The sequence below is a fragment of the Streptosporangium sp. NBC_01755 genome, from assembly GCF_035917995.1.
GTDB lineage: Bacteria > Actinomycetota > Actinomycetes > Streptosporangiales > Streptosporangiaceae > Streptosporangium.
This window is the reverse complement of the sequence record NZ_CP109131.1, coordinates 3,221,491-3,246,737: the sequence shown is the minus strand read 5'-3', so window position 1 is coordinate 3,246,737 and position 25,247 is coordinate 3,221,491. Positions and strand designations below refer to the sequence as shown.

Below are 25,247 nucleotides of genomic sequence, written 5' to 3'. Positions count from 1 at the left end.
TTTACGGAGCTCGGCGCCAGACAGATCTGAGAGGGGCGCCACGATCTCTCTGCGTCACAGCGCTCATCGCCGAGAAATCATCGAAGCCCTCGGCTCCAGCAAGAGCCAAGGGCTTCTGTGCCACCGAGATGGCACACCTCAGATGTACGAGAACTCCGGATGCGGGTGCATCAGGAAGTCGTGGTGGGAGATGTTCCAGGCGTAGGCGCCGGCCATGAGGAACTGCACGATGTCGCCAGTCGCCAAGGCCGCCGGGACTCGGCGGGTGAGGGTGTCCTTGGGAGTGCAGAGCTGGCCAACGATCGTAACCGGCTCGCCCTTCTCGGCAATGACCATCGGCTGGTCGTGGCCCTTGGTCGCGGGCGTGCGGATGTGGTGGGTCCCGCCTGCCACGATGGCGAACAGCTCGCCGTGGACCCGCTTGACGTCCAGCACACGGGTCACGTACCGCCCGCAGTAGACCGACACCGACCGGCCGGGCTCGATCCGCAGCGTCTCGCCGGGACGGCGCAGCCCCGCCAGGCCCTTGCCGTAGCTCTCCCAGTCGAAGACGGCGCCGGGGTCGGCGTAGTCGACGGCCATGCCGCCGCCAAGGTTGATCTCGGTCAGGCCGAGGCCGCGGGTGTAGTCGAGCACGCCCTCGGCGACCTCCAGCATGCGCGGGGCGTCCAGGCCGCTGGCCAAGTGGGCGTGAACGCCGCGCAGGCGTACCGCGTCCTGGCGCTCCAGAAGCGCGAGACATTCGTCGACACCGGCCGGGTCCATGCCGAAGGGGGTCGCGCCGCCGCCCATCGCCAGGGCCACGTCCCCCAGCGAGAGGGCGAGGTTGGCGCGGAGCAGCACGTCGGCCTCCCGCCCGGTGGCGATCAGGCGGCACAGCTCGTTCGGGCTCTCCACGTGCAGCCGTTCGACGCCGCGATCGAGGGCGAGCCGGAGTTCGCCGTCGGTTTTGCCGGGGCCGCCGAACGCGATCCTGGCCGAGGGGAGCACGCCCAGCACGTGCTCCAGCTCGCCGCCGGAGGCGACCTCGACCCCGTCCACGTGCCGGGCCAGCACCCGCAGCAGCTCCGGGTCCGGGTTGGCCTTGGCCGCGTAGTACAGCTCGATCCCCGGCAGCGCGGCCCGCACCGCCGCCGCGTGCGCGTCCAGGGCGGCCAGGTCGTACACGTAAGCGGGCAGCCTTCCATCCGCCGCCAGCTCACGGGCTCTTACGGTGAGAGCGTCCACAAAAATCTCCGATCGATGTGGGATGCCGAGGATCAGGTGAGCGGGAACGTGGATTCGATGATCAGGTAGCTGGTGGGCGTGACGGTCGTGGTCACTTCCACGGTCCGGCCGTCAGCCGTGCGCCCCGTGTGAAGAATGTCGAAGACCGGCCTTTCAGCACTGATCTCCAGCTCCTCCGCCTCTTCGTCGGTGGGCAGACGAACCAAGATCCGCTCGTCTGCCTCTACCTGAGGATGACCGAGGCCGGCGTACAGGGACTTGATACCCCCGACGATCATCGGCTCAGGTTCTTCGAGCGCGGTGCCGACCGCGATGTCAGCAGGCATGTAGGAAATGACGAGGCTGACGGGTATACCGGAGGCAAGCAGGCGACGTGACCGGCGCACCACGGTGATCTCCGAGAGGCCAAAGAGGGCGGAGATGTCGTTCGGAGTGGTCATCCGCGTAACCGAGATCTCATGCTGCGGTTCCAGGCCGATGGCACGGATCTCAGCGTCGAATGCTCCTTTCGCTCCTTCGTGCTCACGCGTGTCGCGCCGATAGCGGGCGCCGGACCGAGACAGGGGCGGAAGCCAAGTCACTCGGGTCCCGTCTCCCTGCCGGGGACGTACCAGGCCTTCAGCGGCCAGGAGCTGCAACGCCTTGTTCACCAGACTACGAGAGACGCCGTAGTTCGAGGCGAGGGCTGTCTCGGACGGCAGAGTCGTACCGGGAGCGTAGGTTCCACTCCGGATCAACTTACGTAGGTCTTCGGCTATGTCCCTGTACGTGAACTTCATGATCCAGCCTTCCTCTCTCGCAGCTACCTCAGCATAAGGGTCAAACGTTTGTCATCTCTTGACGTGGGGTCTCAGTCGCGCCAAGCTAGAGACATTAAACGTTTGTCTTTTAGAGTACCGCCTTGAGCTGTCAGAGAAAAGATCGGGCCTGCTAGGTGCTGAGAACACCGAACAGGCCCTTGATCAGGAAGGCGCTCCTGACCCGTGAACAACCCTAATACCCCGGTTCTCGACCGGACTGCGGCAATCGGCTGTGGCTGCTTCGTCGAGGCTTCGCCGATGCCAATGGGCTGTGCCCTCTGCGGGCACGCCCCCTATGCGCACGGCTGCCCCGGCCAGGGCGCCGACCACGACTACGCCCAGCCGTCCCGGGAGCTGATGGCCATCCGCTTGGAGGCCCGCCGCCTCGGCGTCCTGCTGCCCGCCTCCGAGGCGTTCGCCGACGCCGAGATCATCCCCCTCGTGCCCGCGCAGTGCCGTCCTGAGCAGCCCGCCCCGGCCACGCCGACGCCGCTGCCCAGGGGCACACCCCGGCCCTTCCCTCGCCCAGACATCCGCCCCGCCGTCGTCGCACCGCCGGGGCGCGACGACGGCCGACGCCCCGCCCCATCGAGACCCGGCAGGACCGCGCGGCCCGCCTGGCACTCGCCCGCGACCCGTGCGCCCGCCGCCGAGCCTGCGTCGCGGCCCGCGCTCGCAAGCACGCCTCCGCACCACACCACCGTACTCCAGCAGCTCGCGCACCTCCCCGACGCGAGTGAGCGGCGTCAGCCGCACCAGGTCCTCCGGCCGGGGCGGCCAGCGCCTTCGGCCGGGGCCACCCACCGACCTCCCTGCCTTCTCCCCTGCTCGCCCCGTATCGTCAGGAGGTCGCGGCATGAACGAGACTCCGGAACGGGGCGACGCCCCACCAGTTGGTGCGGCGGCAGTCCCGCAGCTCGGACGATCGCCGCCGCGTTGTCGACCGCCGCCGAGCGGCTGTCCCCCGCCGCGCGGCCGTCCCCCGTGCGGCACGCCGAGGACCTGGCCGCTCTCCTGGCCGACGTCCACGGCATCGTGGCCGACGTCCACGAGTTCACCTCCGGCAACGCCATCGTGTCCGTCCATTACGGGCTGCTGGCCTACACCGACGGCGAAAGCTTCTGGTGGACCAGCCCCGAACTCAACCACGCCGGAGCACCGATCCTCAGCTCCGCGCTCGCCCTGGCCGAAGCCGCCACCCAGCTCGCCGAACACCACGCCATCCTGAGCGCGCGGGAGGCTACCGACGTGGTGCGCGGCGGGCTGCCGCTGCTGGCCGACGTGATCGGTGCCGAGCATGTTGACCCTTGCTGACCTCGACGCGGCCCGAGCCGCCCAGCAGGTCCAACAGCACGCACCCGACTGGTTCGTCATCTGGAGCTTGCGCCACCGCCGCTTCGAGGCATGGAACTGTACCGACCCTCAGGAGTGCCGCATCCTCTACGCGCAAAGCGCCATCGCCCTGTGGAACCTCATGCAACAGACCGAAGTCGACCTGTGGCGGACCTCACCATACGGCGCCACGCCGCCCCCCGGCGCGGCCAGCACGGAGCCGCCACTCCCGGTGACCCCGGGGCTCGTTCCCCACCCCCGCGCCCTGCCCCAGCGCACACCGAGCAAGCCCCGAGGCCACGCCCCTCGTCGTGGAAAAGGAGGCGCCCGTGATCCCGCACCCCGGCACCCTGGCAGGCGACCGGCTGAGCGCGGCCACCTGGCGCCCCGGTACCATCAGCGCCCTCAAGCACCTGCGCACCGAACTGCACACCCACCGCATCTACCCAGAGATCGCCTACGACCAGGGCCGGCCCCGCCTCGTGATCAGTGCCGAGCTGACCGTATGGGCCGACCAGGCGGGCACGGTCTTCTGCTGGGGAGCCTGCTTCCTCGAAGAGCCCGCCGACCAGGCACCGACCGACAACATGCCGCAGGTCGCGCGCCGCATCGCCGGACGACTCGGCAAGCACTACGCCGAACCGATAGATCCGCCCTAAGCCGCGTGACGGTACGGCGAGACCTGATCTCCAGTGCCGTCGCGCCCCCAACTCCCTGCGGCGGTGGTGTGCATCACTAGTGGCCTGTCACGCAACCTTGGACGGGTAACTGGTCCAGCTACGGATGGGTGAGCTGGCGGCGAAGCTGGTCTTGGGTTGAGCGCGAGCGTTGCGCCAGCGGACGTAAGCGCCGATCGCCGCGTTCTGCTCGTCGTGGGTGCGGTGGTCGGTGCCGTTGAGGGCGTAGTAGCGCAAGGCGGCGAATTCGGACTCGATCCAGTTCAACCACGACCCGTAGGTAGGCAGGAACACCAGCTCGACGTCGTGCTCGGCGGCCCAGGCGCGGACCTCGGAATGCTTGTGCGGCGAATAGTTGTCCATGATCACATACAGCTTTTCGCCCGGCCAGCGGGCGCGAAGGGTCTTGAGGAAGGACAGAAACTCCCGCCACCGCTTGCGTCTGCGGATGCGGTAGTAGAGCTGGCCGGTGGCCAGATCCAGCGCGGCGATCATGTGCATGACGCCGAAGTAACGGTTGTAGGTCGCCCGCAGCCGCGCCGGGCCGCCGGCCGGCCGCCAGCGTTTGCCCTTACGGGGCATCAGGTTCAGCGGGCCGAACTCATCGGCGCGGATCACCCGCCCAGCAGTGGGCCGCTGGTCGTATAACGCCAGTACACGCTGCATCTTGGCGATGAACTGTGGGTCGTTGGAGGACTTCCATGTGGTGGTGGTCTGCCAGGTCACCTTGCCCGCGCGCAGGATCCGCGACAGGTGCTGGCGGCTGATCGAGGTGACCACGCCCCGGCCGATGAGGTGCTCGGCCAGTGTGCGCAGGCTCCAGGTGGAGTGGCCGGTGATGCCCCACTCGGCGGGGACTGTCCGGGCGATCAGGCAGATGTGCTCGCGCGCCTGCTCACTGATCGCCGGTGGACGGCCCCCGCTCCATTTTGGGTTCAGCGCATCGAACCCCCGCTCGTTGAAGGCATGGATGACATCGCGTACGTAGTCCTCGCTGACCTGCATCAACGAGGTGATGTCCGGCGCGCTCTGGCCCTGGCCGGACATCATCACCACGATTGCCCGGCGCAGCTTGACCGGGTCCTTGGCGGTCCGGGTGATGCGCTGGAGTTTGCGGCCCTCCTCCATCGACAAGGGCCGGACGAACACATCCGGTCGACGAGCCACGACCACCTCCCAAGAGTTGCAGAGGAGTCAGCCTGCCGGGTTCACCGCCCGAGATCAATTACCGGGTTAACGTTCAGAGACGGGCCACTAGCCGGGGAGCCGCCTGGCAGGACATCGCTGACCTCGTCCCTCATATGATCATGGCGGGCCACTCTCCAGCGTCGGCGGAGAAAACGCTGATCGGCGTCCCGGCCTGGGATCTCGCCCTACCAGAAGTGATCACCAGCTATGCGGCATCGTTCGCCGGGTACTGGACCCGGATGAGTCGGCAGCCCGCGCCGACGGGCGTCCCGAACCTTCGCGGCTACCAACGCCGAGCGGCTGCCGCTGCCATCGCATGGACGATGTACCGCACCGGCTGGTGACCCGGCGACACAGCGTAGGTCCTCCTGCGAGGTTCAGGCCGCAAGCCGAGGCTTGGCGGCGGAACACCCTGATCCTGACCATCACCCTGGACGTAGGCGGGTTGAACTCCCGGCGCAGCTCGGCGCAGAGCGCGTGGTAGGCGTCGAGCTGCACGGCCGGCCACGGCGTATGGCTGTCGTTCCCGGCTCGATTTCGATGCTCGCGCTGTTGCGGGAGAGCGTGGCGCGTTCAGCCTGGGAGGCGGTAGGTGCCGTCGTCGAGGACCTCGGCCAGGCCGTCGGAGATCAGGCCGTCAAGGGCGCGCTCTCGTTGCGGGGCGTCGTCCCAGACCACGTCGAGGGCGTCCTTGGGCACCGGGCCGTGGGCCTGGCGCAGCACCGCGAGGAGGCGGCCGCGGCACTGGCGGTCCGTGCCCGCGTATGTCTGGCCCCTGCGCGCGGGACCGTCGTAGGCGGGCTTGCCCGCCAGGCGCCAGGCGCACAGGTCACTGATCGGGCAGTCGGCGCAGCGGGCGGCACGGGCGGTGCAGACCAGTGCGCCAAGCTCCATGACGGCGACCGCCCAGACGGGGGCGCGGTCGGCGTCGGGGAGCAGCGAGGCGGCGAGCCTGCGCTCGGGGGGCGTGGTGGCCTTCGGCGGATACTCCTCGCCGCTGACGGCCCGCGCCAGGACCCGCCGTACATTGGTGTCGAGAACCGCGTGGCGGCCTCCGAAGGCGAAGCTGGCGACCGCGGCCGCGGTGTACTCGCCGACGCCGGGAAGCGCCAGCAGGGCATCGTGCCCCGAGGGGACCTCGCCATCGTGCCGGTCGGTGATCGTGCGGGCGCAGGCGTGCAGGTTCAGTGCCCGGCGGGGGTAGCCGAGGCGGCCCCAGTGGCGTACGGCCTCACCGGGGGGCTCGGCGGCGAGGGAGGCGGGCGTGGGCCAGCGCTCCATCCACTCGGTCCAGACGCCCAGCACTCTGGCCACCGGTGTCTGCTGCAGCATGATCTCGCTGACCAGGATCGACCAGGGGGAGGCGCCGGGCGCCCGCCAGGGAAGGTTGCGGGCATGGCCGGCATACCAGTCGAGGACGGGTTCGAGTAAGCGGTTCGACTCGGGCACCTTTTGACGATAGTGCGGGATCAGGCCCCCTCGACCCGCCTTCACCCGCCTTCACCCGCCTTCATCCGTCTTCTGCCGATGATCGATGGCCGAAACGTGGACGGGAGCGGCGGGTCTCCCCCTGCGGCTCGCAAGCACTAACCATACTGTCTGTATGGATCCCGACACGTTCCGTAGCGATATCGGAGCTGACATCTACTGGCGGCGCCGGATGGCCGCGCTCGTCGGTGTGCTCGTGGTGGTCGCCGTCGTGGCGTGGGCCTGCTCGTCGACGAGCAGGCCGCAGGACGCCCGGGAGGCCAGGGAGGAAGGCACCTCGGCCGCGCGGAAGGACGCGCCGGACCCGCTGCTGGCCATCCTGCCGACCATGACGGTCATCCCCTCGCCGCCCGCGAGCCCGACCCCGGAGCCGCGGGAGAGCAAGGCGGCCCCCAGGCCCCGGAGACCTGGTGAGCCCTGCGCCTCCCCGCAGCTCGTGCTGAGCATGGAGGGGCAGGGGACGGTCTACCCGCCGGGCATCCGGCCCCGGTTCATCCTCACCCTCGTCAATGTCGGCAAGGTGATGTGCACCACGGACGTGGGGCCGCGCACCATGGAGGTGCGCATCACCTCCGGTGACGACCGTGTGTGGTCGTCCTCCGACTGCGTCAGCGGCGAGACCGAGAACGTCCGCAAGCTCGACCGGGGCATCCCCTACGTCCGGGAACTGGTGTGGGACCGCCGCAGGTCCGGGAACGACTGCTCCGTCGACCGCACCGCCGCGCGTCCCGGCACCTACGTCGCGGTGGTCCACGCCCCCGGCCTGAGGAGCCGCAAGGCCGTCTTCCACCTCCGGTAGGAGGATCGGGGTGGGGGTTTCCTACACGTAGCGTTCGAGGATGGACGACTCGGCCAGCCGGGACAGGCCCTCGCGGATGTGGCGGGCCCTGGCCTCGCCCACCCCGCCCACCTCCTGGAGGTCGCCGATGCTGGCGGCCAGGAGCTTCTGCAGGCTGGCGAACTGGTCGACGAGGCGCTCGACCACGGTGCCCGGCAGGCGCGGGACCTTGGCCAGCAGGCGGTAGCCCCTGGGGCTCACGGGTGTCTCCAGGGCGTCGTTGCCCGAGTGGCCGAGGATCTGGGCGACGACCGAGAGGTCGAGCAGGTCGGTGGAGGAGAGCTGGTCGAGCTCGTGCAGTGCCTCGGCGAACTTGCGCGGGCGGCGGCCCGTCGCGGGCAGGTAGTCGCGCACGATCAGCTCGAGGTCGCTCTCCGTGCCGGCCACCAGCTCGTCCAGCTGCAGCGAGAGCAACCGGCCGTCGGTACCGAGCTCGACCACGTAGCCCGCGATCTCCTCGGAGATGCGCCTGACCATCTCCAGCCGCTGGGCGACCACCGCGATGTCGCGGACCGTCACCAGATCCTCGATCTCCAGCGCCGAGAGCGTGCCGGAGACCTCGTCCAGGCGGAGCTTGTAGCGCTCCAGCGTGGCGAGGGCCTGGTTGGACTTGGACAGGATGACCGCCGACTCCTCCAGCACGTAGCGGATGCCGTCGAGATAGAGGGCGATGATCCGCATGGACTTGCTGAGGGAGATGACCGGAAAGGAGGTTTGAAGGGCCACACGCTGGGCGGTGCGGTGCCGGGTTCCCGACTCGTCGGTGGGCAGGGACGGATCGGGCATCAGGTGCACGGCCGCGCGCACGATCCGCAGGTCGCCGGAGTTGAGGACGATGGCGCCGTCCATCTTGGCCAGCTCGCGCAGCCGTGTCGCGGAGAACTCGACGTCCAGCTCGAACCCGCCGCTGCAGATCTCCTCGACGGTGCTGTCGTATCCCAGCACGATCAGACCGCCCGTGTGCCCTCGCAGGATGCGCTCCAGGCCGTCGCGCAGGGCGGTGCCCGGTGCGACCGCGGCCAGGATGCCCCTGCGGCGTTCATCGAGCCCTTTGTACATTGCTGCCACATGACCCCCGTGGTCTGCGTATAACGCTCAGCCTACCGGCGAAGACCTCGCGCGGCCCGGAATCATCTGATGACCATGGGGCGCCCGAGGGCCGTGGGACGTCGCGCCGCCAGGAGCGTGACGCCTCAGGTGACGTGGGTGAGGGCATCCCAGACGTTCTCCGCCTCGACGACGTCGAAGCCGGGTGCGAAGGGTGCGCCGCGCCCGGCCACCGGAACCAGGGAGTGGTCACCGTTGCGTTTCTTGCCCACCTCGAGGGAGCCCGCGGGGACCAGTGCCCGGGTGAAGCCCAGCCGCGCGGCCTCCGACAGCCGGCGCCGCACGTCGCGCACCGGGCGCAGCTCCCCTGCCAGGCCCACCTCGCCGAGCACCACCAGGCCGGCGGGGAGTGCCTTGTCGCCGGCCGCGCTGGCGACCGCCAGCATCACCGACAGGTCGACCGCGGGATCGCTGAGCTTGATCCCGCCGACGGTCGCGGTGAAGACGTCGCACCCGCCCAGCTTGGCGTTGAGCCGCCGCTCCAGCACGGCCAGCACCATCGTCACCCGGTAGGTGTCGAGCCCCGAGGAGGAGCGGCGCGGCTGCTGGGCCTCGGTCCTGGCGACCAGTGCCTGGACCTCGGCAGGCAGTGGCCGGGTGCCCTCCAGGGTGACCGTGACGCACGTGCCGGGCACCGGGTCGGTGCGGTGCGAGACGAACAGGCCGCTGGCGTCGGCGATACCCTCGATGCCGCTCTCGTGCAGGTCGAAGCAGCCGACCTCGTCGACGGGGCCGTACCGGTTTTTGATCGCGCGGACCAGGCGGAGCCGGGAGTGCCGGTCGCCCTCGAAGTGGAGCACGACGTCGACGAGGTGCTCCAGCGTGCGGGGGCCGGCGATCGAGCCCTCCTTGGTGACGTGGCCGACCAGCACGGTGGCCATGCCTCGCTCCTTGGCCAGCCGCACCAGATTTCCCGCGACCTCCCTGACCTGGGTCACCCCGCCGGGCACGCCGGTCGCCTGGGCCGAGCCGATCGTCTGCACGGAGTCGACGATGAGCAGGTCGGGCCGGACCTTCTCGACGTGCGAGACCAGCGCGCCTAACTCGGTCTCCGCGGCCAGGTAGAGGAGGTCCTGGATGGCGCCGATCCGGTCGGCCCTGATCCGCACCTGGGCGGCCGACTCCTCGCCCGTGATGTAGAGGACGGTCTGCTGCCGGGCGATCTTGGCCGCCGCCTCCAGCAGGAGGGTGGACTTGCCGATGCCGGGCTCACCGGCCAGCAGCACGACGGCTCCGGGCACCAGGCCGCCGCCGAGGACCCGGTCGAGCTCGGGCACCCCGGTGCCACGCGCGTGCGCCACCTCGGCCTTGACCTGGCCGATCGGCACCGCCGGCGCCGACACCGCCCCGGCGGAGGCCACCCGCGCGCCCGCGGGCGCCGTCTCCTCCTCGACCGTTCCCCAGGCCTGGCACTCGCCGCAGCGCCCCACCCACTTGGCCGTCTGCCACCCGCACTCGGCACAGCGGTAGCCACCAGCCTTCTTCGCCATGGCCGCACGTTACCCGGAGGAGCCGACAACTTTCACCCGGTACGGCGGCCGCACCGGGTGAAGGTCGCCGGAAGAGGCGCCAGGCGGCACGTCAGATGTGGCCTTCGAGGTCGGCCAGGAGCAGGCGCTTGGGCTTGGCACCCTTGATCTGCCGCACCACCTCGCCGTTCTTGTAGAGGTTGAGCGTCGGCAGGCCGAGGACGCCGTACCTCGCGGCGATCTCGGGGTGGTCGTCGGCGTTGAGCTTGGCGATCGTGAGGCGGTCGCCGTACTCGGCCTCGATCTCCGCCAGGACCGGCGCGATCATCTTGCACGGTCCGCACCACTCGGCCCAGAAGTCGACCAGGACAGGCTTGTCGCTCCGCAGCACCTGCTCGTCGAAGTTCTCGCCGGTCAGTGTGATCATGGTTTTCCCACTTTCCTCAGTACGCATCCTGGGCAGGCGGTGGTCAGCTGCGCCGCCACCTCCGCCCTCCGGGTGAGCAGCGTGCGGATCTCGTCGTCGATCTCCGCCAGCTTGCGCTGGTAGACGGCCACGGACTCCGGGCACGACCCCCCGGAATCGTGGCCGGCCCGCAGGCAGGCCACGAACGGGCGGGCGTCCTCCAGGGTGAAGCCGACGGCGAGCAGTGACCGGATCTCGGAGACGAGCCGCAGATCGGTCTCCCCGTACTCCCGGTAGCCGTTGGCCGAGCGCCGGGCCGTGATCAGCCCCTGCTGCTCGTAGTAGCGCAGTGCCCGGGTGCTGACACCCGCCCGCCGCGCCAGCTCGCCGATCCGCATCCGGACCTCCTCATGGCCCGACGATAAACCTTGACATCAACGTCAAGGTCAAGCCGGTGTCCCGTTGTTCCCCGCTCGCCCGCGCGGGGCCGGCCGGCATCCGCGGGCGAGGCTCAGAACCGCCTCCAGCGCAGCAGGTTGGGGTAGGCGATCTCCAGGCCTGGGGTCTCGGCGATGGCGAGGTCGGCGACCGCGGGGGTGAACTCGATGCGGAGCACCGCCTCCAGATCGGCGCGGCGCTCGAAGGACATGCGCAGGTCGAGTTTCTCCACCTGCCAGCCCTGGCGGTTCCAGAAGTTCTCGACGGCCCTGGCCGAGTACGCGGGGATGGACTGGCTGAACCAGCGGCCGAAGGCGCCGCGGGTGGTGTCGATGTCGATCACGAAGGCCGCGCCGCCGCGCCGCATCACCCGGGAGAGCTCGGCCAGGCCGGGCTCGCAGCCGGGGCCGAAGAAGTAGGCCCAGCGGGCGACGGCCACGTCCACGGAGGCGTCGGGCACCGGGAGGGCCTGGGCGGTGGCGGCGTGGACCTCGACGTTCCGCAGGGCGTGGCAGCGGCGCCCGGCCAGCCGTACGAGGTCCTCGTGGGGTTCGACGCCGATCACGCGGGCGGCGGTGGCGGCCATGGCCGGCAGGTGATAGCCGGTACCGCAGCCGATGTCGAGGACCGTCGCCCCTGTCCACGACCTGACGGCCGCCATCGCGGCCTCGGCGCGTCCCTCGGGATCCACCGCCCGGTTCTCCAGCTCGTAGGTCTGGGGCGTGTTCCAGATGTTGGGGCTGGGGATGACGCCCCTGGCGAACCTCGGCATGTCCTTACCGTAATGACTCCTCCGCTCCCCGAGGAGAGCGGCTTCCCGTCTCCTCCGGCCGAGGTGGGCGTCGGTCAGGCCCCGGCCGGTTCGAACTCGGCCGGCTTCCGGGGTGGCCCCGGAGGTCCCGTCGGCTTCCGGGGCGGCCCCGGAGGTCCCGTCGGCTTCCGGGGCGGCCCCGGAGGTCCCGTCGCCGAACATGAGGTGTGATCTCGGTCGTGTCGGTGGTGGCGGACAGCACTGCTCGCCGGACCCGCTTAGGCTGGCAAAGGTGAGCGACATGAGCGAGCGGGCCGGTATGCCCAACGGTGTTCGCCAGGGTGTGCTCCGAGCCGGAGACGAGGAAGCGGTATGAGCGTCCGTGTATCCAGCGCGAAGATCGCGCTGTCCACCGCGTCGGTTTATCCCGAACGCACCCCTGACGCCTTCGAGTTGGCCGCACGTCTGGGATACGACGGTGTGGAGATCATGGTGGGCGCAGACCCCGTGAGCCAGGACATCGACGTCCTGGAGCGCCTGTCGGACCATTACCAACTGCCGATCCTGGCCATCCACGCGCCGTGTCTGCTGGTGACGCAGCGGGTGTGGGGCAAGGACCCGTGGGCGAAGCTCCAGCGGGCGCAGCGCGCCGCCGAGCGGGTCGGTGCCAGGACCGTCGTGGTGCACCCACCGTTCCGCTGGCAGCGCGACTACGCGCGCGACTTCGAGCTCGGCCTTGCCAGGATGCGCGAGGAGACCGACGTGGTCTTCGCGGTGGAGAACATGTTCCCGCTGAAGGCCAGGGGCAATGAGGTGGTCCCCTACTCACCCGACTGGAATCCGGTCGACTACGACTTCCCGCAGGTCACGCTGGATCTTTCGCACACGGCCGTGTCCGGGTCCGACGCCATGGAGATGTTCACCAAGCTCGGCGACAGGCTTGCCCACCTGCACCTGGCCGACGGTGTGGGGATGGCGAACAAGGACGAGCACCTGGTTCCCGGGCGGGGTGGTCAGCCGTGCGCGCCGATCCTGGAGCGGATGGCGGGCAACGGCTACTCAGGGCTGGTCGTACTGGAGATCAACACGCGCAAGGCCGTCAGCCGCACCGAGCGGATCGACGATCTCGCCGAGGCGCTGGCCTTCGCCCGGCTGCACCTCGCCGCGTCCACCAACGTATGAGTGAGCCCGTCGTGAGCACGCCGCCCGCGAACCGGTCCTCCCGGGATGAGTCCGGAGCGGTCAGAAGGCGCCCGGGGCGCAGGCCGGGATCGGCCGACACCCGAGGGCAGATTCTCGCGGCGGCGCGCGAGACCTTCGCGGAGAAGGGGTTCGACAGGGCGACCATCCGGGGCATCGCCCGGCAGGCGGGGGTGGATCCGGCGCTGGTCCACCATTACTTCGCCGGCAAGGAGGGGATGTTCGTCGAGGCCATGGAGCTGCCGATCACCCCCGAGAGCGTCGTCTCGGCGGTCCTGGCGGGGCCGCGAGAGGAGGTCGGCGAGCGGCTGGCCCGGTTCATCCTGACCGTCACCTCGGATGCCGGGGCCCGCCAGCCGCTGCTGGCGCTGGTCCGCACCGCGATGACCAACGACCAGATGGTCGTCATGATCCGCGAGTTCATGACGCAGGCGCTGCTGGCCCGGGTCGCGGAGGTGCTGGGAGTCCCGCCGATCCGGATGGAGGCGGCCTTCGCGCAGCTGTTCGGCGTGGTCCTGGTGCGCTACGTGCTCAAGTTGGAGCCGCTGGCCTCGGTGGACGTCGAGGAGCTGGTCGAGCTGCTCGCACCCACGATCCAGCGCTATCTCGACGCGCCCGCCTAACCTCGGCGGTATGTAGAGCATTGTTCTGGGAGCGGTGCCGGCCGTAGGGTGGCCGCGGTCGCCGTGAGCCTTCGGTTTGAAGTTAAGTTACCGCTAAGTAGGATTTATGGAGACCCGTCGTCAGCGTGGATGACCGACAGTCGTACGCTGTCAGCCAACGTCGTCTGTGGGAGGACCCGTGCTCTGGGTAGCGATAATCGGGCTGGTCATGACAGCCGTGGCGCTCGCGCTTGCCGCGCGCCGCGTGTTGTTCTTGTACAAGCTCGCCACCATCGGGCCGGGCGCGCCCGAGCGCGTCGAGTACGCGAAGAACAACCTCGGCGAGGAGATCAAGGCTCAGCTGGTCGAGGTCTTCGGGCAGCGGAAGCTGCTGAAGTGGACCGCGTCGGGCGTCGCGCACTTCTTTGTCATGTGGGCGTTCTTCATCCTGGCGACCGTCTATCTGGAGGCGTACGGCTCGCTGATCCAGGGGGCCGTCACCGGGACCCCCGACTTCCACATCCCCCTCATCGGGACGTGGCCGATCCTGGGTTTCCTGCAGGACTTCATCGCGGTCGCGGCCCTGCTGGGACTCATCGCCTTCGCGACCATCAGGGTCAAGAACGCTCCGAAGAAGCTGGGCCGCAAGTCCCGCTTCTCCGGGTCGCACCTCGGCGGCGCCTGGCTCGTCCTCTTCATGATCTTCAATGTGATCTGGACGATGTTCCTCTTCCGTGGCGCGGCGGCCAACACCGGCAACCTGCCCTACGCCTCGGGGGCGTTCGCCTCCGACGCGACGGCCGCGCTGCTGCGGCCGCTGGGAGAGGCGGCCAACGAGGCGCTGGAGCACGTCGGCCTGCTCCTGCACATCGGCGTCATGCTGGTGTTCCTGGTGATCGTGGTGAACTCCAAGCACCTGCACATCTTCACCGCGCCGATGAACGTGGCCTTCTCCCGACGCCCGGACGGCAACGGCGCGGCCCAGCCGATGCGGATCGACGGCAAGATCGTCGACTTCGAGGACGAGGACCTCGACGGTGACAGGCTCGGCCGGGGCAAGATCGAGGACACCACCTGGAAGGGCTTCCTCGACTTCTACACCTGCACCGAGTGCGGCCGCTGCCAGTCGCAGTGCCCGGCGTGGAACACCGACAAGCCGCTGTCGCCGAAGATGCTGATCCTGGACCAGCGCGACCACGCCTTCAAGATCGCGCCGTACCTGATGGCCACCGAGGAGCAGCGCGCCGACCTGCACGAGGACGTGCTGGCCCTGCTGGAGAAGCCGCTGGTCGGCGAGGACGGTGTCATCCACCCCGACGTGCTGTGGTCCTGCACCAACTGTGGCGCCTGCGTCGAGCAGTGCCCGGTGGACATCGAGCACATCGACCACATCCTCGACATGCGCCGCTACCAGGTGATGGTGGAGTCCAACTTCCCCTCCGAGGCCGGCGTCATGGTCAAGAACCTGGAGAACAAGGGCAACCCGTGGGGGATGTCCGAGATGAAGCGGGCCGACTGGATCGAGGAGCTCGCGAGCCGCGAGGTCGACCCGATCGAGGTCCAGCTCATCGACGAGAAGATGCCCGAGGACACCGAGTACCTGTTCTGGGTCGGCTGCGCCGGCGCGCTGGAGGACCGGGCCAAGAAGACCACCAAGGCGGTCGCGGAGCTGCTGCACGTCGCGGGTGTCAAGTTCGCGGTGCTCGGCCCGATGGAGGCGTGCACCGGTGACCCGGCCCGCCGCCTGGGCATGGAGTTCCTCTTCGACATGCTGGCCAAGCAGAACATCGAGACGCTGAACGAGGCCGGGGTCAAGAAGATCGTCGCGACCTGCCCGCACTGTTTCAACACCCTCGCCAACGAATACCCGCAGCTGGGTGGCACCTACGAGGTGGTGCACCACACCCAGCTGCTGGCCAAGCTCGTGGACGAGGGCAAGCTGGTCCCGGTCACGCCGATCGAGGAGAAGATCACCTACCACGACCCGTGCTTCCTCGGCCGCCACAACAAGGTCTACTCCCAGCCCCGCGACATCATGGCGAAGGTGCCCGGCGTGCGGACCCAGGAGATGCACCGTCACAAGGACCGCGGCTTCTGCTGCGGCGCGGGGGGCGCGCGGATGTGGATGGAGGAGCGGCTCGGAAAGCGGATCAACACCGAGCGCGTGGACGAGGCGCTGACGACGGACCCGGACACCATCTCCACGGCCTGCCCGTTCTGCCTGGTCATGCTCGGTGACTCGATCAACGAGAAGAAGAACACGGGCGAGGCCAGGGAGACGCTGGAGGTCGTCGACGTCTCCCAGCTGCTGATCAAGTCGATCAAGGGCCAGCCCGTCGAGGCTTCCTGACACCCGATGTCTGAACGTCAGGTGCGGCATTTTTTCGCATGCCGTACCTGACGTGCGGTCAAGTTATCGGGAAAAGGAAGTTAGGTCCGAAAACCTTCCTTTCACATAACGGTCAAATCACGGTAACCTCAACGTCGCGTAGCTCATTCAACGGGGAGGGGGCTTGACGATGCCTGTCGTCGTCAGCGATGCCGAGGTTACCCTGGCCGATGTTCTCTCACTTCGGCTGACCGTCGACGAGCCGCTGGCCGACGGCACCGAACTGGTCCTGCGCAACCGGGCCACCGCGGTCGAGAGCCGGGTGCCGCTGGGAGCGCCGGGCGTTCAGATACGCGAGGCGGCACTGGCGGTCTCGCTCGCCCCGCTGGCGCTGGGGCCCGGCCGCTGGGACACCTACCTGCAACAGGGTGCGGCGCGCACGCGGCTGCGCAGCGTCGACCCCGGGTTCTCCCTCGACCACCTGGACGCGTACGCGCTGAGCCGCCGCACGCTGGCCTACCGCGCCTACCGGACCCGTAACGGCTTCCTGGCCTTGAAGATCGACGACGCCCGGCCGACGGCGGAGGTCCGTTCCGTATGGTTTCGGGAGGGCCGCTTCGAGGTCACCGGGCTGCTGGCCTTCACCGGCCTCGACGACGACGAGGCCCGGCACGAGGCGCGGCTCGCCCTGCGCCGCAGCCGGCCCGACGCCGAGCTGACCTCCATTGCAACGGTCCAGGGCGTGCGCTTCCACGCCGCGCTCTCGCTCTGCGACGTGCTCGCCGCGGCTCCCGACCAGACCGGTACCTGGGAACCCTCACTGCGGGTGCGCGGCGTGGACACACCGCTCCGGCTGGGTTCCCGGCTGGATGACGTCGACGGCAAGCGCCGTCGTCTGCACTATCCCGCCGCGCAGATCGACGGGGTACCGATCCGACCCTGCTACACGGCGGACGACGAGCTCAGGATCGAGGTCGGCGGGTGAGGATCTGCCTGCTCGTCCCCTCCGTCTACGGCATGCGCGGTGACACTCGCTCGGTGGTCAACCTCGCGGGAGAGCTGGCAGCACGTCACGATGTCGAGATCCTCAGCGTCCGCCGCCAGCGGGAGAAGCCGTTCTTCCCGGTGGCGTCCGGGGTGAAGCTGTCCTGGGTGGTCGACGCCCAGCCGGGGGTGCGGCACCTGCTCCCGCGGGGCCAGATGCGCACCGAGGTCGCCCTCTGGCGGCGGCTGCGGGGCCTGAAGGCCGACGTGCTCATCAGCACCCGACCCGGCCTGAGCGTCCAGGTGGCCAGGCACGCGCCGCGTGGCGTCGTGCGGGTCGCCCGCGAGTGGGGCCGCCCGCCCGTGCCGGGGCCGATCAGGAAGCTCTATCCGCGCCTGGACGCGGTCGCCGCCGCCACCGAGACGAGCAGGCAGGAGTGGGACCGCCTGCTGGACGGGAACGTCGAGGTCGGCATGATCCCGGACGCGCTGCCCGCCGGGCCGTGGCCGCGCTCGCGGATGGACAACCGCATCGTCGCCGCAGGCGGGCGCCTGGTGCCGGCGAAGGCCCACGACCGGTTGATCCGCGCGTTCGCCGTCGTCGCGGGCAAGCGCCCCGACTGGCGGCTGCGCCTGTACGGCGGGGGTCCCGAGGAGAAGCGCCTGCGAGCCCTCGTCGGCGCCCTCGACCTGCACAACCACGTCTACTTCATGGGCACCACCTCCGACCTGACCGGTGAGTTCGCCAAGGCCTCGATCGTGGCGACCACCTCCAGGACGGAGATGCTCGGGATGACCGTGATCGAGGCGATGGCCAGCGGGGTGCCGGTGATCGCGTTCGACAGCCCGCGGGGAGCGGGCGAGTTCGTGGCCGACGGGCGGAGCGGGGTCCTGGTGGCCGAGGGGGAGGGCGAGATCGAGGCGTACGCGTCCGCGCTGCTCGCGCTCATCGACGACGAGCGGCGTCGGCGGGAGCTCGCGGCGGGGGCGCTGGAGGCCGCGGCGGCCCATGGGGCGGGTTCGGTGGCGGGCCGCTGGGAGAAACTGATCGCGGCTACATCCCGCTGCGCCTGACACGGGTACCGTTGGCACATGCATGGGTATAGCGGTGACAAACAGGCTTATCTGACCCGGTTACGGCGGATCGAGGGGCAGATCAGAGGTCTGCAGCGGATGGTCGAAGAGGACGCCTACTGCATTGACGTGCTGACCCAGGTGTCCGCCGCCACGCGGGCGCTCCAGGCGGTGGCACTCGGCCTGCTTGAGGATCACATCGGTCACTGCGTCGCCGACGCCATCAACATCGGGGGTCCGGAGGCGCAGGAGAAGGTCAAGGAGGCGTCGGCCGCGATCGCCCGTCTCGTCCGTTCGTGACTAGTCACTGACTATTTTTCCGACCACGTCCCGGACCCCGTTACGGGGTCCGGGACCGGGTCTTGAAAACGGTTCTTACCGTGGCTTCAGCAGACAGCCGAAGCACTCAACCCGAGCGCGTTGTCGAGCTCCACCAAGGTGAGGGGCCGTTCGCTGATGGCGACGGCGGACAGCACCTCGGCATAGAGCGCGATCTCGTCCAACGCGACACGGTCGTGGACTCTAGAGTCCAGGTCGTCGTGCCCCACCGCGTCGTCCTTCCTTCCGCAGCCCACACCCACTTCGAGGTTACGGCGGACGGTCATCGGTGCCCATGGCCCATCGGGACCATTCCTCGCCCCGCCCGGCACGCCCTCAAGGAGGATCATTTCCCGATTACGAGATCACAATTCAGCTAATTGTCTGATGCGTAGGGGCCTAGAAGGATATAGGGAGAGTAAGGATGAAATAACTCTATTTGTGGTTTAAGCATACTGGCGTGTGTCAGAAGTGGCGGGGGTAGGTTCCCGATACTCCGGGGACGGGGTCGTCCCGCTCGTGTGTCAGCCGGTGCACGACCGCCGAGGCCGTCGCGAAACCGCGCTCGGGTATCTCGGTCCCGGTGAGACGGCACCACGCGAGCCCGGTGGCGTAGGCGGCGCCGAGCAGGGCCGCGGCCGAGGCCCGGTCAGGCGGGTGGAGCGCGGGAGGCAGCTCTCCCGAACGCGGCCAGCAGCCCCGCAGCGGGTGTGCGGCGTCGGTGAGCACCACGTGGAGGATGTGCCGCAGCTCGGGATCCAGCCACGGGTAGAGGCCGTCGGCCATTCTCGGCGCGCAGGCCGCCAGGTCGGCGGCGAGCAGTGAGGCGGCCACCGCCCGTGGATCGGCACCCATCGGGGCGAGGAACCCCAATGCCTGGACCAGGTCGTAGACCACGTGCTGGAAGTGGTCGCCGGGTGAGGTGTCGGGCAGCGTCATGTGGGGCGGGCAGCGCGAGATCCACGCGTGGCGTACCGCCTCGTCGCCGTGGTGGGCGGTGGCGGGATCCTGGCAGGCCCGGCGGAGCAGCGGTTCGATCATGGCCAGCAGGGCGCCGGCACGCGGCCCGAACCTCGGGTCGCCGCGTACCACGGCGGCGGTGTCGGCCATCAGCGCGACCAGCCGCAGGCCCGCCTCCGGATGCCCCGCCCTGACTCGCTCGCCGTACAGCGCGGCCAGCTCGCCCAGTGAGGTGGGCGGCAGCCAGCGGACCCACTCGTCACCGGGCAGCGGGCGGGCGAGGAACTCCCCGAACATCGACAGCAGCACCTCGTTGCCGTCGAAGGCGGGGGCGTAGGCGCACCACATGAGCGTTCCCCAGATCGCGGCGACCGGGCTGGCCACCTCCCCGGCGAAGAGCCGGGTGAACGGCTCGGTGAGCGGGAAGTCCTCCCTGCGCCTGCCTCGCTGGGCGATGACCAGTTCCCGGATCCGTTCGGTGATCTCGTAGGGCACGTCGGGACCGACGAACCCCTGGACCGACCCACGGTCGACGGCGAAGTCGGGGCCGGTCGGGATCAGATGCGGCAGGACCATCGAGGTGACCTGGATCACCTGCGCCGCGGTGCGGAAACCCCGGTCGGCGGGGGGCGCGGTCAGGTACCAGCGGCCGTCGGCGGGATCCTGGCGGTACCACCGGGCGTGGGCACCGAACAGCCAGTGCCCGCCGTCAGGGGTGGCCAGCGTGCGCTGGGCGATGGCCTGGGCTCGCGCGAGCGGCGGGAGTCCCGTCCACCGATGATCGGCGACCATGGTCCGCACGTCGCGCTCGATGGCGTCGAACCCATCCCACTGCCACATGCCGGTCATCGGTATTCCGGGGCCGGGGCCCCTGGCCTTCGCCACGGGCGGGATGCCCCTGCCTCCCTTCGGTCAAGGTCGTGTCCGGCGCCGCGATCGCCAAGCGGGCCTCGCACGATCGTAAGGCTCTCCCGGCCCCTCCGGCAGGCAGGCGTTCAGGCCGGTGGGAGAGCGACCGCGGCCCGGTGGCGGGCGGCCCTGGCGACGTAGCCGGCCGACGTGCGGGCGAAGGAGTCGCGGTCGTCGTCCGTGAGTTCTCGGACGATCTTCCCGGGGACGCCCGCGACGAGCACACCCGCCGGGATCCGCTTTCCGGGGGCCACCAGGGCGCCGGCCGCGATCAGTGACCCCGCGCCGATCCTGGCGCCGCCCAGCACGATCGCGCCGATGCCGACGAGCGCGCCGGTCTCCACATGGGCCCCGTGCACCATGGCCTTGTGCCCGAGGCTCACCCGGGGCTCCAGCACGGCCGGCTCGCCCGGGTCGGAGTGCAGGCAGCACAGGTCCTGGATGTTGCACTCCTCCGCTACCTCGATGTCCTCGTCGTCACCGCGGAGGACCGAGCCGTACCAGACGTTCGCGGCGCGGCCCAGCCGGACCCTCCCGACGACCACCGCTCCGGGGGCGACGTAGGCGTCCGGATGAATCCGCGGGATCGCGTCGCCGTCGAGGGCGGCGATGTATGGCATGGCGTTCATGGAGACGATGTTAGAGGGGGCGTTCTGTCCGGTATTTCGGCAAGCAGGTGGCGTGTTCAGGTTGCGGAGTCGGGCAGTAAGCAGGACAGTCGTCTCCTGACGTCACCTTTCCCACCACACAACCTCCACGGGCAGTGCCATGACAAACCAGCACGAGAGCTTTCCCGACCTGATGCATGAGGACTCGTTCGAGGTCGTCATGCGCGGTTACAGCCGCCGTCAGGTTCACGACTACATGGACCGCCACCGCCACCAGATCCGCGATCTGGAGGAGCGGCTCGCGCGCGCGATCGACCAGGCCGAGCAGGGCCGGGTCGAGCTGTCCGAGGCACGCAGGAGGCTCTCGGACGCCCCGCAGGACTACGACGAGCTCGGCGAACGGCTCAGCCAGATACTGAAGCTGGGCGAGGAGGAGGCCACCGCCAAGAGGCAGGTCGCCGAGGCCGAGGCCCTCAAGCTCAGCAACGACTCCGCCGCCGAGTCCGAGCGGCTGATCACCTCCGCGCAGGATCGGGCCGAGGCCATCCTGAACGCCGCGCAGCAGGAGGCCGAGCGCAGGGTCGCCGAGGCCACCGCCACCGCCGAGCAGAGGCTCTCCCAAGCCGGCAAGGAGGCGGAGGAGACGGTCAACGCGGCCCGCGCCGAGTCCGAGGAGACCCTGCGCAGCGCCCGTGCCGAGGCCGACCGGATGGTCACCTCGGCGAGGAAGGAGGCGGAGCAGACCGTCGAGAACGCCCGTGCCGAGGCCGACTCCACGCTGAGCGCGGCCCACGCGGAGGCGCGGGCGACGGTCAACGCCGCCAACACCGAGGCGCACTCCACGCTGTCGGCGGCCCAGCAGCGTGCCAACATCCTGGACGAGACCACCGGCCGCCGGGTCGTCTACCTCACCGACACCCACCACGAGGTCATGCGCCGCCTGCACGAGATGGGCGCCGTCCTGGGCGACCTGCTCCACCGCGAGAGCAGTTCGGGACCCCTGATCGACGAGGACTCCGTGCTGCCCCCTGCCCGCGTCCAGCCCGCGCTGGCGGCTCCCGTCCCCGCCGAGGCCGTCGACGACGAGGCCGTCGACGGTGTCTCCAGCGCCCCCGAGGCGACGCGGGAGGCCGCGCCCGACAACGCCGAGGTGACGGCGGGGTACGCCGGATCGGAGGACGCGCGAGACGCCGACCTCGATGCCTCACTCGACCTCGACGCCTCACTCGACCTGGACTCCGTACGGGTGATCGTGGACGACGCCCCCGGTAAGGATGCCGGTGACCGTTCGGGCGAGGAGATCGAGGTGTACGACGACACCGATGTCGACCTCGCCCCGGCCGTGGGAAAGAACGAGGGGAAGTACGCCGCCCCCGACGGTGAGGCCTTGCCGCCCCGGAGAGTGTGAGCGGGGCCGTACGGCCTCGGAGATCGGCGCGTGTGACCGTGGAGTTCCGCGGCTCCGCGGAGATCGTGAGCAGGTCCGAGTGGTTCCGGAGGCCGGCGTGCGTGACCGCGAGATTCGCGGTGTGGTCGGAGCCCGGAGCCGCCCGGAGGTCAAGCGGAAGCCCCCGCCCCCGATAGGGTCGGGGGCTTCCGCGATTGGGGGCCCGGCGCCGGGACCGCATCGGATCCGCTCACCCCGGCACCGGGCGGTCTTCAAGTGTCCGTTCCAGGCTCCGCCTCGCCGGAACGTTCCCGCTGGGCGCGCAGTTGCTCACGCAGCCCCTCGGGGTCGTCCGCGTCGATGGTCATCGCGCAGCCGACATCACGCTGGGCGGAGGTCAGCGGGTGGTGGCGGGTTGCCCACCACCTACCCGCGTCGCTCCGCCAGATCGTCCAGTCGGGAAACTCCCGGGCGATTTCTGCGAGATGTCGGTCGAAAGACATCCGTGCACCTTCCCCGCGCCCAGGCCCGTCTTTGCGACGTTCCACCTCTGACGGTGCGGCACTTCTCTAGAGAAATCAATGATCGTGAAGGACAGGTCAACCTATCGGTTGACGGACGGCCTTGAACTATGAGTCGAAGTCGTACTGAAGTACGTAAGAGGCGGCGTCGAGGACCATCTCGTTGACCTCGACGGCGACGCCGTCGGTGGTGCGGGCGACCCGGGCGATCACGATGACCGGGGTTCCGGCGGGGAGGTCGAGCTGGACGGTCTCATGGGGATGGGGCATACGGGCGCGGATCTCCTCGGTGAAGTGTGCCGGGGCGTGGCCAAGCTCGCCGAGGCGCGCGTAGACGCCCCCCGGACCTGTGTCCTCTCTCGTGATCGGGGTCCCCTCCACCAGTTCGGCGGGGAAGTGGGAGACCGACAGTTGCACCGGCCGCCCGTTCACCGAGTAGCGCCGCCTGCGGACCCACACCTCGGTGCTGTCCAGCACCTGTGCCACGGCGTCCTCGGCCCTCTCCCGGTCGATCTCCACCTCGTCCACGGTGTAGGGGCGGCCCTCGGTATCGGAGTCCCAGATGGCCGCGCCGCGCCCCCACCTGTCACGGGAGAGCCGCCGGGAACCGTGTCGCCTGATCGGGCGGAACTGCCTGACATACACCCCCGAGCCGCGTTTGGGGACGGCCAGCCCTTCGTTGATTAGCACGGAAAGGGCCTGTCTGGCGGTGGCGCGGGCTATGCCGTGCCGTGCCATCAGGGCGTTCTCGCCCGGAAGCCGATCCCCGTCTCGGAGATCGCCGGACAGGATCGCTTCGCGAAGCCCGTCGGCGATGCGCCGATAGATCGGGGGCTCGGGAGGTACCGGGGACTGCTGCACGTTCGATCACCCTCTGTCACCAACCGGGTTTGGCGTCTCCAGAGAACTTGCCCCGTCTTGTCCACGATCGCACAGATATAGGGGTTGGTAACGTGTTTCTTTTGGGAGGTATCGTGCCCGTGTGGCGAGCTTAAGGAGTTTTCCCGGTCCGTTACCGTGGAACGATCCCAGCCGCTATTCGGCCGGCCCACCACCGGCGCGTGACGGCCGCGGCCAGCACGGCACCCGCCGTGTTGACGATCACGTCGTCGACGGAGCTCACCCGCCCCAGGCGCAGGGCGTACTGGAGGACCTCCACGGTGAGTGAGGCGCCCGCCGCCACTGCCGCGATCCGGGCGAGTGAGGTGAGGTGCGCCGAGCGTACGGGGAGCATGGCGCCGAGCGAGGCGAAGACCAGAAGATTCCCTCCGACCTGTACGAACGCCGCCTGTGCCGGCCCCCGGAGGGTCGCCCACAGGTCCACAAGGGGGAGGAGGCTGACGTCGGAGGCGCCCGCCCGAGGAGTGAGGATCATCCAGATCCAGGGAGCGGTCCCGGTCACCGCGACCACGTCGGCCAGGGCGGTGCGGACGGGAAAGGGATGACCCGTACGGGCACGACGGCGGGCCAGCACGCGGACGGCGACGACGGCCACCGGGACCGCGAGGAAAGTCGCTATAACGATATTTCCCCATAGCTGCCATGCCTGGTACATGAGGCAATGATGCCGGTGCTCGAAGCCCGGTCGGCGGCCCTGTGAGGTTACGAGAAGGTGACCTTCAGGCAAGGGGTTTTCGCGGGCGTCGGATCCGAGTGAATCGGCACGATGTGGAAGCCGAGCCGTGGCCCGGATTCGAGGCGGCCGGTCGGCGGGTCAGATGGTTCTGGCCAGGGCGCGGGAGATGCCCAGGTCGGCGGGTCAGATGGTTCTGGCCAGGGCGCGGGAGATGCCCAGGGCGGCGGGTCAGATGGTTCTGGCCAGGGCGCGGGAGATGCCCAGGGCGGCGGCCTTGACGGCGGGAGCCAGCCGGGTGGGCTGGAAGCGGGCCAGCGGGACCGAGATCGACAGTGCGGCCACGGCCACCCCGTCTCCGAACACCGGGGCCGCGATGCAGGCGCCGCCCAGCTGGGCCTCCTCCCGCTCGTAGGCCAGCCCCGCGGCCTGGATCTGGCCGAGTGCCTCCTCCAGGCGTCGGGGATCGATGATCGAGTGCGGGGTCAGCCGGCGGAGCGGGCGGCCGAGAACCTCGTCGATCAGGTCGGGCCCGGAGTAGGCCAGCAGCGCCTTGCCGATTCCGGTGCAGGTCAGCGGGAGGCGCCCGCCGACGCGCGAGGGCAGCGCGAAGGCCGTCTGGCCGCGGATCTTCTCGACGTAGATGACGTCGAGGCCGTCGCGCACGCCCAGGTGGACGGTCTCGTGGGTGGCCTCGTAGAGGTCGTGCATGAAGGGCAGCGCCGCGTGTCTCAGGTCGCGCTCTCCGGGCACGATGCTTCCCAGTTCGAAGAGGCGGCGGCCGAGATAGTAGCCGTCGGGGCGGCGGGTGACCGCGCCGATCGAGGTCAGCTCGGTGAGCAGCCGGAAGGCCGTCGTCTTGGGCAGATGGCAGCGCTCGGCGACGTCGGCCAGGCGCAACGGCCCGCCCGTGGGGCGGAACGCGTCAAGCACCAGCCAGGATTTCTCCAGCACGGACAGCCGGTCGGGGTTCCGTTTCACGGAACACATTCTTGCTTATGAACCACCTGGGGCTCTATACCCGTATGGAGTGACCCAGCGGAGTACATACCCGAGGAGAA

Annotated in this window: 27 protein-coding genes; 11 read left to right on the top strand and 16 right to left on the bottom strand. The window is 69.5% G+C overall.

The window, feature by feature from the left end:
* Positions 1–138: 138 nt before the first annotated feature.
* Complete coding sequence (locus OG884_RS14915; RefSeq protein WP_326645947.1) at positions 139–1,227, bottom strand: alanine racemase; 1,089 nt, start codon at positions 1,225–1,227, stop codon at positions 139–141.
* Between the two features lie 32 nt (positions 1,228–1,259).
* The gene (locus tag OG884_RS14910; protein WP_326645946.1) at positions 1,260–2,006 is read right to left on the bottom strand and encodes a GntR family transcriptional regulator; all 747 of its coding nucleotides are present in this window, start codon (positions 2,004–2,006) and stop codon (positions 1,260–1,262) included.
* 279 nt (positions 2,007–2,285) lie between these two features.
* Between OG884_RS14910 and OG884_RS14905 the strand changes: the two genes are divergently transcribed.
* Both OG884_RS14905 and OG884_RS14900 read left to right on the top strand, forming a co-directional pair.
* Entirely contained in the window at positions 2,286–3,341 is a 1,056-nt protein-coding gene (locus tag OG884_RS14905) for a hypothetical protein (protein ID WP_326645945.1), read from the top strand.
* Positions 3,342–3,688: 347 nt separating this feature from the next.
* The gene (locus OG884_RS14900; RefSeq protein ID WP_326645944.1) at positions 3,689–4,018 is read left to right on the top strand and encodes a hypothetical protein; all 330 of its coding nucleotides are present in this window, start codon (positions 3,689–3,691) and stop codon (positions 4,016–4,018) included.
* 87 nt (positions 4,019–4,105) lie between these two features.
* Here OG884_RS14900 and OG884_RS14895 read toward each other — a convergent pair whose 3' ends face one another.
* Positions 4,106–5,203, bottom strand: a complete 1,098-nt coding sequence (locus OG884_RS14895; protein ID WP_326645943.1) for an IS630 family transposase — start codon at positions 5,201–5,203, stop codon at positions 4,106–4,108.
* 134 nt (positions 5,204–5,337) lie between these two features.
* On the opposite strand from OG884_RS14895, the gene OG884_RS14890 reads away from it, so the two are divergent.
* Positions 5,338–5,568: a hypothetical protein gene (locus tag OG884_RS14890; protein WP_326645942.1), complete on the top strand. Its 231-nt coding sequence runs from the start codon at positions 5,338–5,340 to the stop codon at positions 5,566–5,568.
* Between the two features lie 229 nt (positions 5,569–5,797).
* On the opposite strand, the gene OG884_RS14885 is transcribed toward OG884_RS14890, so the two are convergent.
* A complete protein-coding gene (locus OG884_RS14885; protein ID WP_326645941.1) occupies positions 5,798–6,673 on the bottom strand; it encodes an A/G-specific adenine glycosylase in 876 nt (291 codons plus the stop codon).
* Positions 6,674–6,827: 154 nt separating this feature from the next.
* On the opposite strand from OG884_RS14885, the gene OG884_RS14880 reads away from it, so the two are divergent.
* Positions 6,828–7,511, top strand: coding sequence for a hypothetical protein (locus tag OG884_RS14880; protein ID WP_326645940.1), 684 nt, complete (start codon positions 6,828–6,830; stop codon positions 7,509–7,511).
* A 21-nt stretch (positions 7,512–7,532) separates the two neighbouring features.
* Here the strand turns inward: OG884_RS14880 and disA are convergent, their stop codons facing one another.
* From disA to OG884_RS14855, 5 genes are all read right to left on the bottom strand, one after another.
* Positions 7,533–8,609, bottom strand: coding sequence for a DNA integrity scanning diadenylate cyclase DisA (gene disA / locus OG884_RS14875; RefSeq protein ID WP_326646927.1), 1,077 nt, complete (start codon positions 8,607–8,609; stop codon positions 7,533–7,535).
* Positions 8,610–8,743: 134 nt separating this feature from the next.
* On the bottom strand, positions 8,744–10,147 hold the full coding sequence (gene radA / locus OG884_RS14870; RefSeq protein WP_326645939.1) for a DNA repair protein RadA: 1,404 nt from the start codon (positions 10,145–10,147) through the stop codon (positions 8,744–8,746).
* Positions 10,148–10,238: 91 nt separating this feature from the next.
* Positions 10,239–10,553, bottom strand: a complete 315-nt coding sequence (trxA, locus tag OG884_RS14865; protein WP_326645938.1) for a thioredoxin — start codon at positions 10,551–10,553, stop codon at positions 10,239–10,241.
* Positions 10,550–10,930: a MerR family transcriptional regulator gene (locus OG884_RS14860; RefSeq protein WP_326645937.1), complete on the bottom strand. Its 381-nt coding sequence runs from the start codon at positions 10,928–10,930 to the stop codon at positions 10,550–10,552. The genes trxA and OG884_RS14860 overlap by 4 nt, the downstream gene beginning before the upstream one ends.
* A 113-nt stretch (positions 10,931–11,043) precedes the next feature.
* On the bottom strand, positions 11,044–11,742 hold the full coding sequence (locus OG884_RS14855; protein WP_326645936.1) for a class I SAM-dependent methyltransferase: 699 nt from the start codon (positions 11,740–11,742) through the stop codon (positions 11,044–11,046).
* Between the two features lie 351 nt (positions 11,743–12,093).
* On the opposite strand from OG884_RS14855, the gene OG884_RS14850 reads away from it, so the two are divergent.
* The 6 genes from OG884_RS14850 to OG884_RS14825 all read left to right on the top strand — a co-directional run bounded on the left by OG884_RS14850 (position 12,094) and on the right by OG884_RS14825 (position 18,210).
* Complete coding sequence (locus OG884_RS14850; RefSeq protein ID WP_326645935.1) at positions 12,094–12,903, top strand: sugar phosphate isomerase/epimerase family protein; 810 nt, start codon at positions 12,094–12,096, stop codon at positions 12,901–12,903.
* A gap of 11 nt (positions 12,904–12,914) precedes the next feature.
* Positions 12,915–13,544, top strand: a complete 630-nt coding sequence (locus OG884_RS14845; protein ID WP_326645934.1) for a TetR/AcrR family transcriptional regulator — start codon at positions 12,915–12,917, stop codon at positions 13,542–13,544.
* 178 nt (positions 13,545–13,722) lie between these two features.
* Positions 13,723–15,873, top strand: coding sequence for a heterodisulfide reductase-related iron-sulfur binding cluster (locus tag OG884_RS14840; protein ID WP_326645933.1), 2,151 nt, complete (start codon positions 13,723–13,725; stop codon positions 15,871–15,873).
* Positions 15,874–16,042: 169 nt separating this feature from the next.
* Positions 16,043–16,837: a hypothetical protein gene (locus tag OG884_RS14835; RefSeq protein WP_326646926.1), complete on the top strand. Its 795-nt coding sequence runs from the start codon at positions 16,043–16,045 to the stop codon at positions 16,835–16,837.
* A complete protein-coding gene (locus OG884_RS14830) occupies positions 16,834–17,910 on the top strand; it encodes a glycosyltransferase (protein WP_326645932.1) in 1,077 nt (358 codons plus the stop codon). Before OG884_RS14835 ends, OG884_RS14830 begins: the two co-directional genes overlap by 4 nt.
* A gap of 18 nt (positions 17,911–17,928) precedes the next feature.
* Positions 17,929–18,210, top strand: a complete 282-nt coding sequence (locus OG884_RS14825; RefSeq protein WP_030905552.1) for a metal-sensitive transcriptional regulator — start codon at positions 17,929–17,931, stop codon at positions 18,208–18,210.
* Positions 18,211–18,296: 86 nt separating this feature from the next.
* On the opposite strand, the gene OG884_RS14820 is transcribed toward OG884_RS14825, so the two are convergent.
* The 3 genes from OG884_RS14820 to OG884_RS14810 form a co-directional block, all read right to left on the bottom strand.
* Positions 18,297–18,515: a hypothetical protein gene (locus OG884_RS14820; protein WP_326645931.1), complete on the bottom strand. Its 219-nt coding sequence runs from the start codon at positions 18,513–18,515 to the stop codon at positions 18,297–18,299.
* Between the two features lie 178 nt (positions 18,516–18,693).
* Positions 18,694–20,037 (bottom strand): hypothetical protein, encoded by a 1,344-nt coding sequence (locus OG884_RS14815; RefSeq protein WP_326645930.1) that lies wholly within the window; start codon positions 20,035–20,037, stop codon positions 18,694–18,696.
* Between the two features lie 146 nt (positions 20,038–20,183).
* Positions 20,184–20,726, bottom strand: a complete 543-nt coding sequence (locus tag OG884_RS14810) for a gamma carbonic anhydrase family protein (protein ID WP_326645929.1) — start codon at positions 20,724–20,726, stop codon at positions 20,184–20,186.
* Between the two features lie 139 nt (positions 20,727–20,865).
* Here OG884_RS14810 and OG884_RS14805 point away from each other — a divergent pair, with 139 nt between their 5' ends.
* A complete protein-coding gene (locus tag OG884_RS14805) occupies positions 20,866–22,113 on the top strand; it encodes a hypothetical protein (protein ID WP_326645928.1) in 1,248 nt (415 codons plus the stop codon).
* A gap of 251 nt (positions 22,114–22,364) precedes the next feature.
* Here the strand turns inward: OG884_RS14805 and OG884_RS14800 are convergent, their stop codons facing one another.
* The 4 genes from OG884_RS14800 to OG884_RS14785 form a co-directional block, all read right to left on the bottom strand.
* Entirely contained in the window at positions 22,365–22,595 is a 231-nt protein-coding gene (locus OG884_RS14800) for a hypothetical protein (RefSeq protein WP_326645927.1), read from the bottom strand.
* 126 nt (positions 22,596–22,721) lie between these two features.
* Complete coding sequence (locus OG884_RS14795; protein ID WP_326645926.1) at positions 22,722–23,474, bottom strand: GntR family transcriptional regulator; 753 nt, start codon at positions 23,472–23,474, stop codon at positions 22,722–22,724.
* Positions 23,475–23,625: 151 nt separating this feature from the next.
* Positions 23,626–24,168: a VanZ family protein gene (locus OG884_RS14790; RefSeq protein WP_326645925.1), complete on the bottom strand. Its 543-nt coding sequence runs from the start codon at positions 24,166–24,168 to the stop codon at positions 23,626–23,628.
* A gap of 249 nt (positions 24,169–24,417) precedes the next feature.
* Positions 24,418–25,176 carry an IclR family transcriptional regulator gene (locus tag OG884_RS14785; protein WP_326645924.1) on the bottom strand — a complete coding sequence of 253 codons (759 nt, stop codon included), beginning with the start codon at positions 25,174–25,176 and terminating at the stop codon, positions 24,418–24,420.
* Between the last annotated feature and the right edge of the window lie 71 nt (positions 25,177–25,247).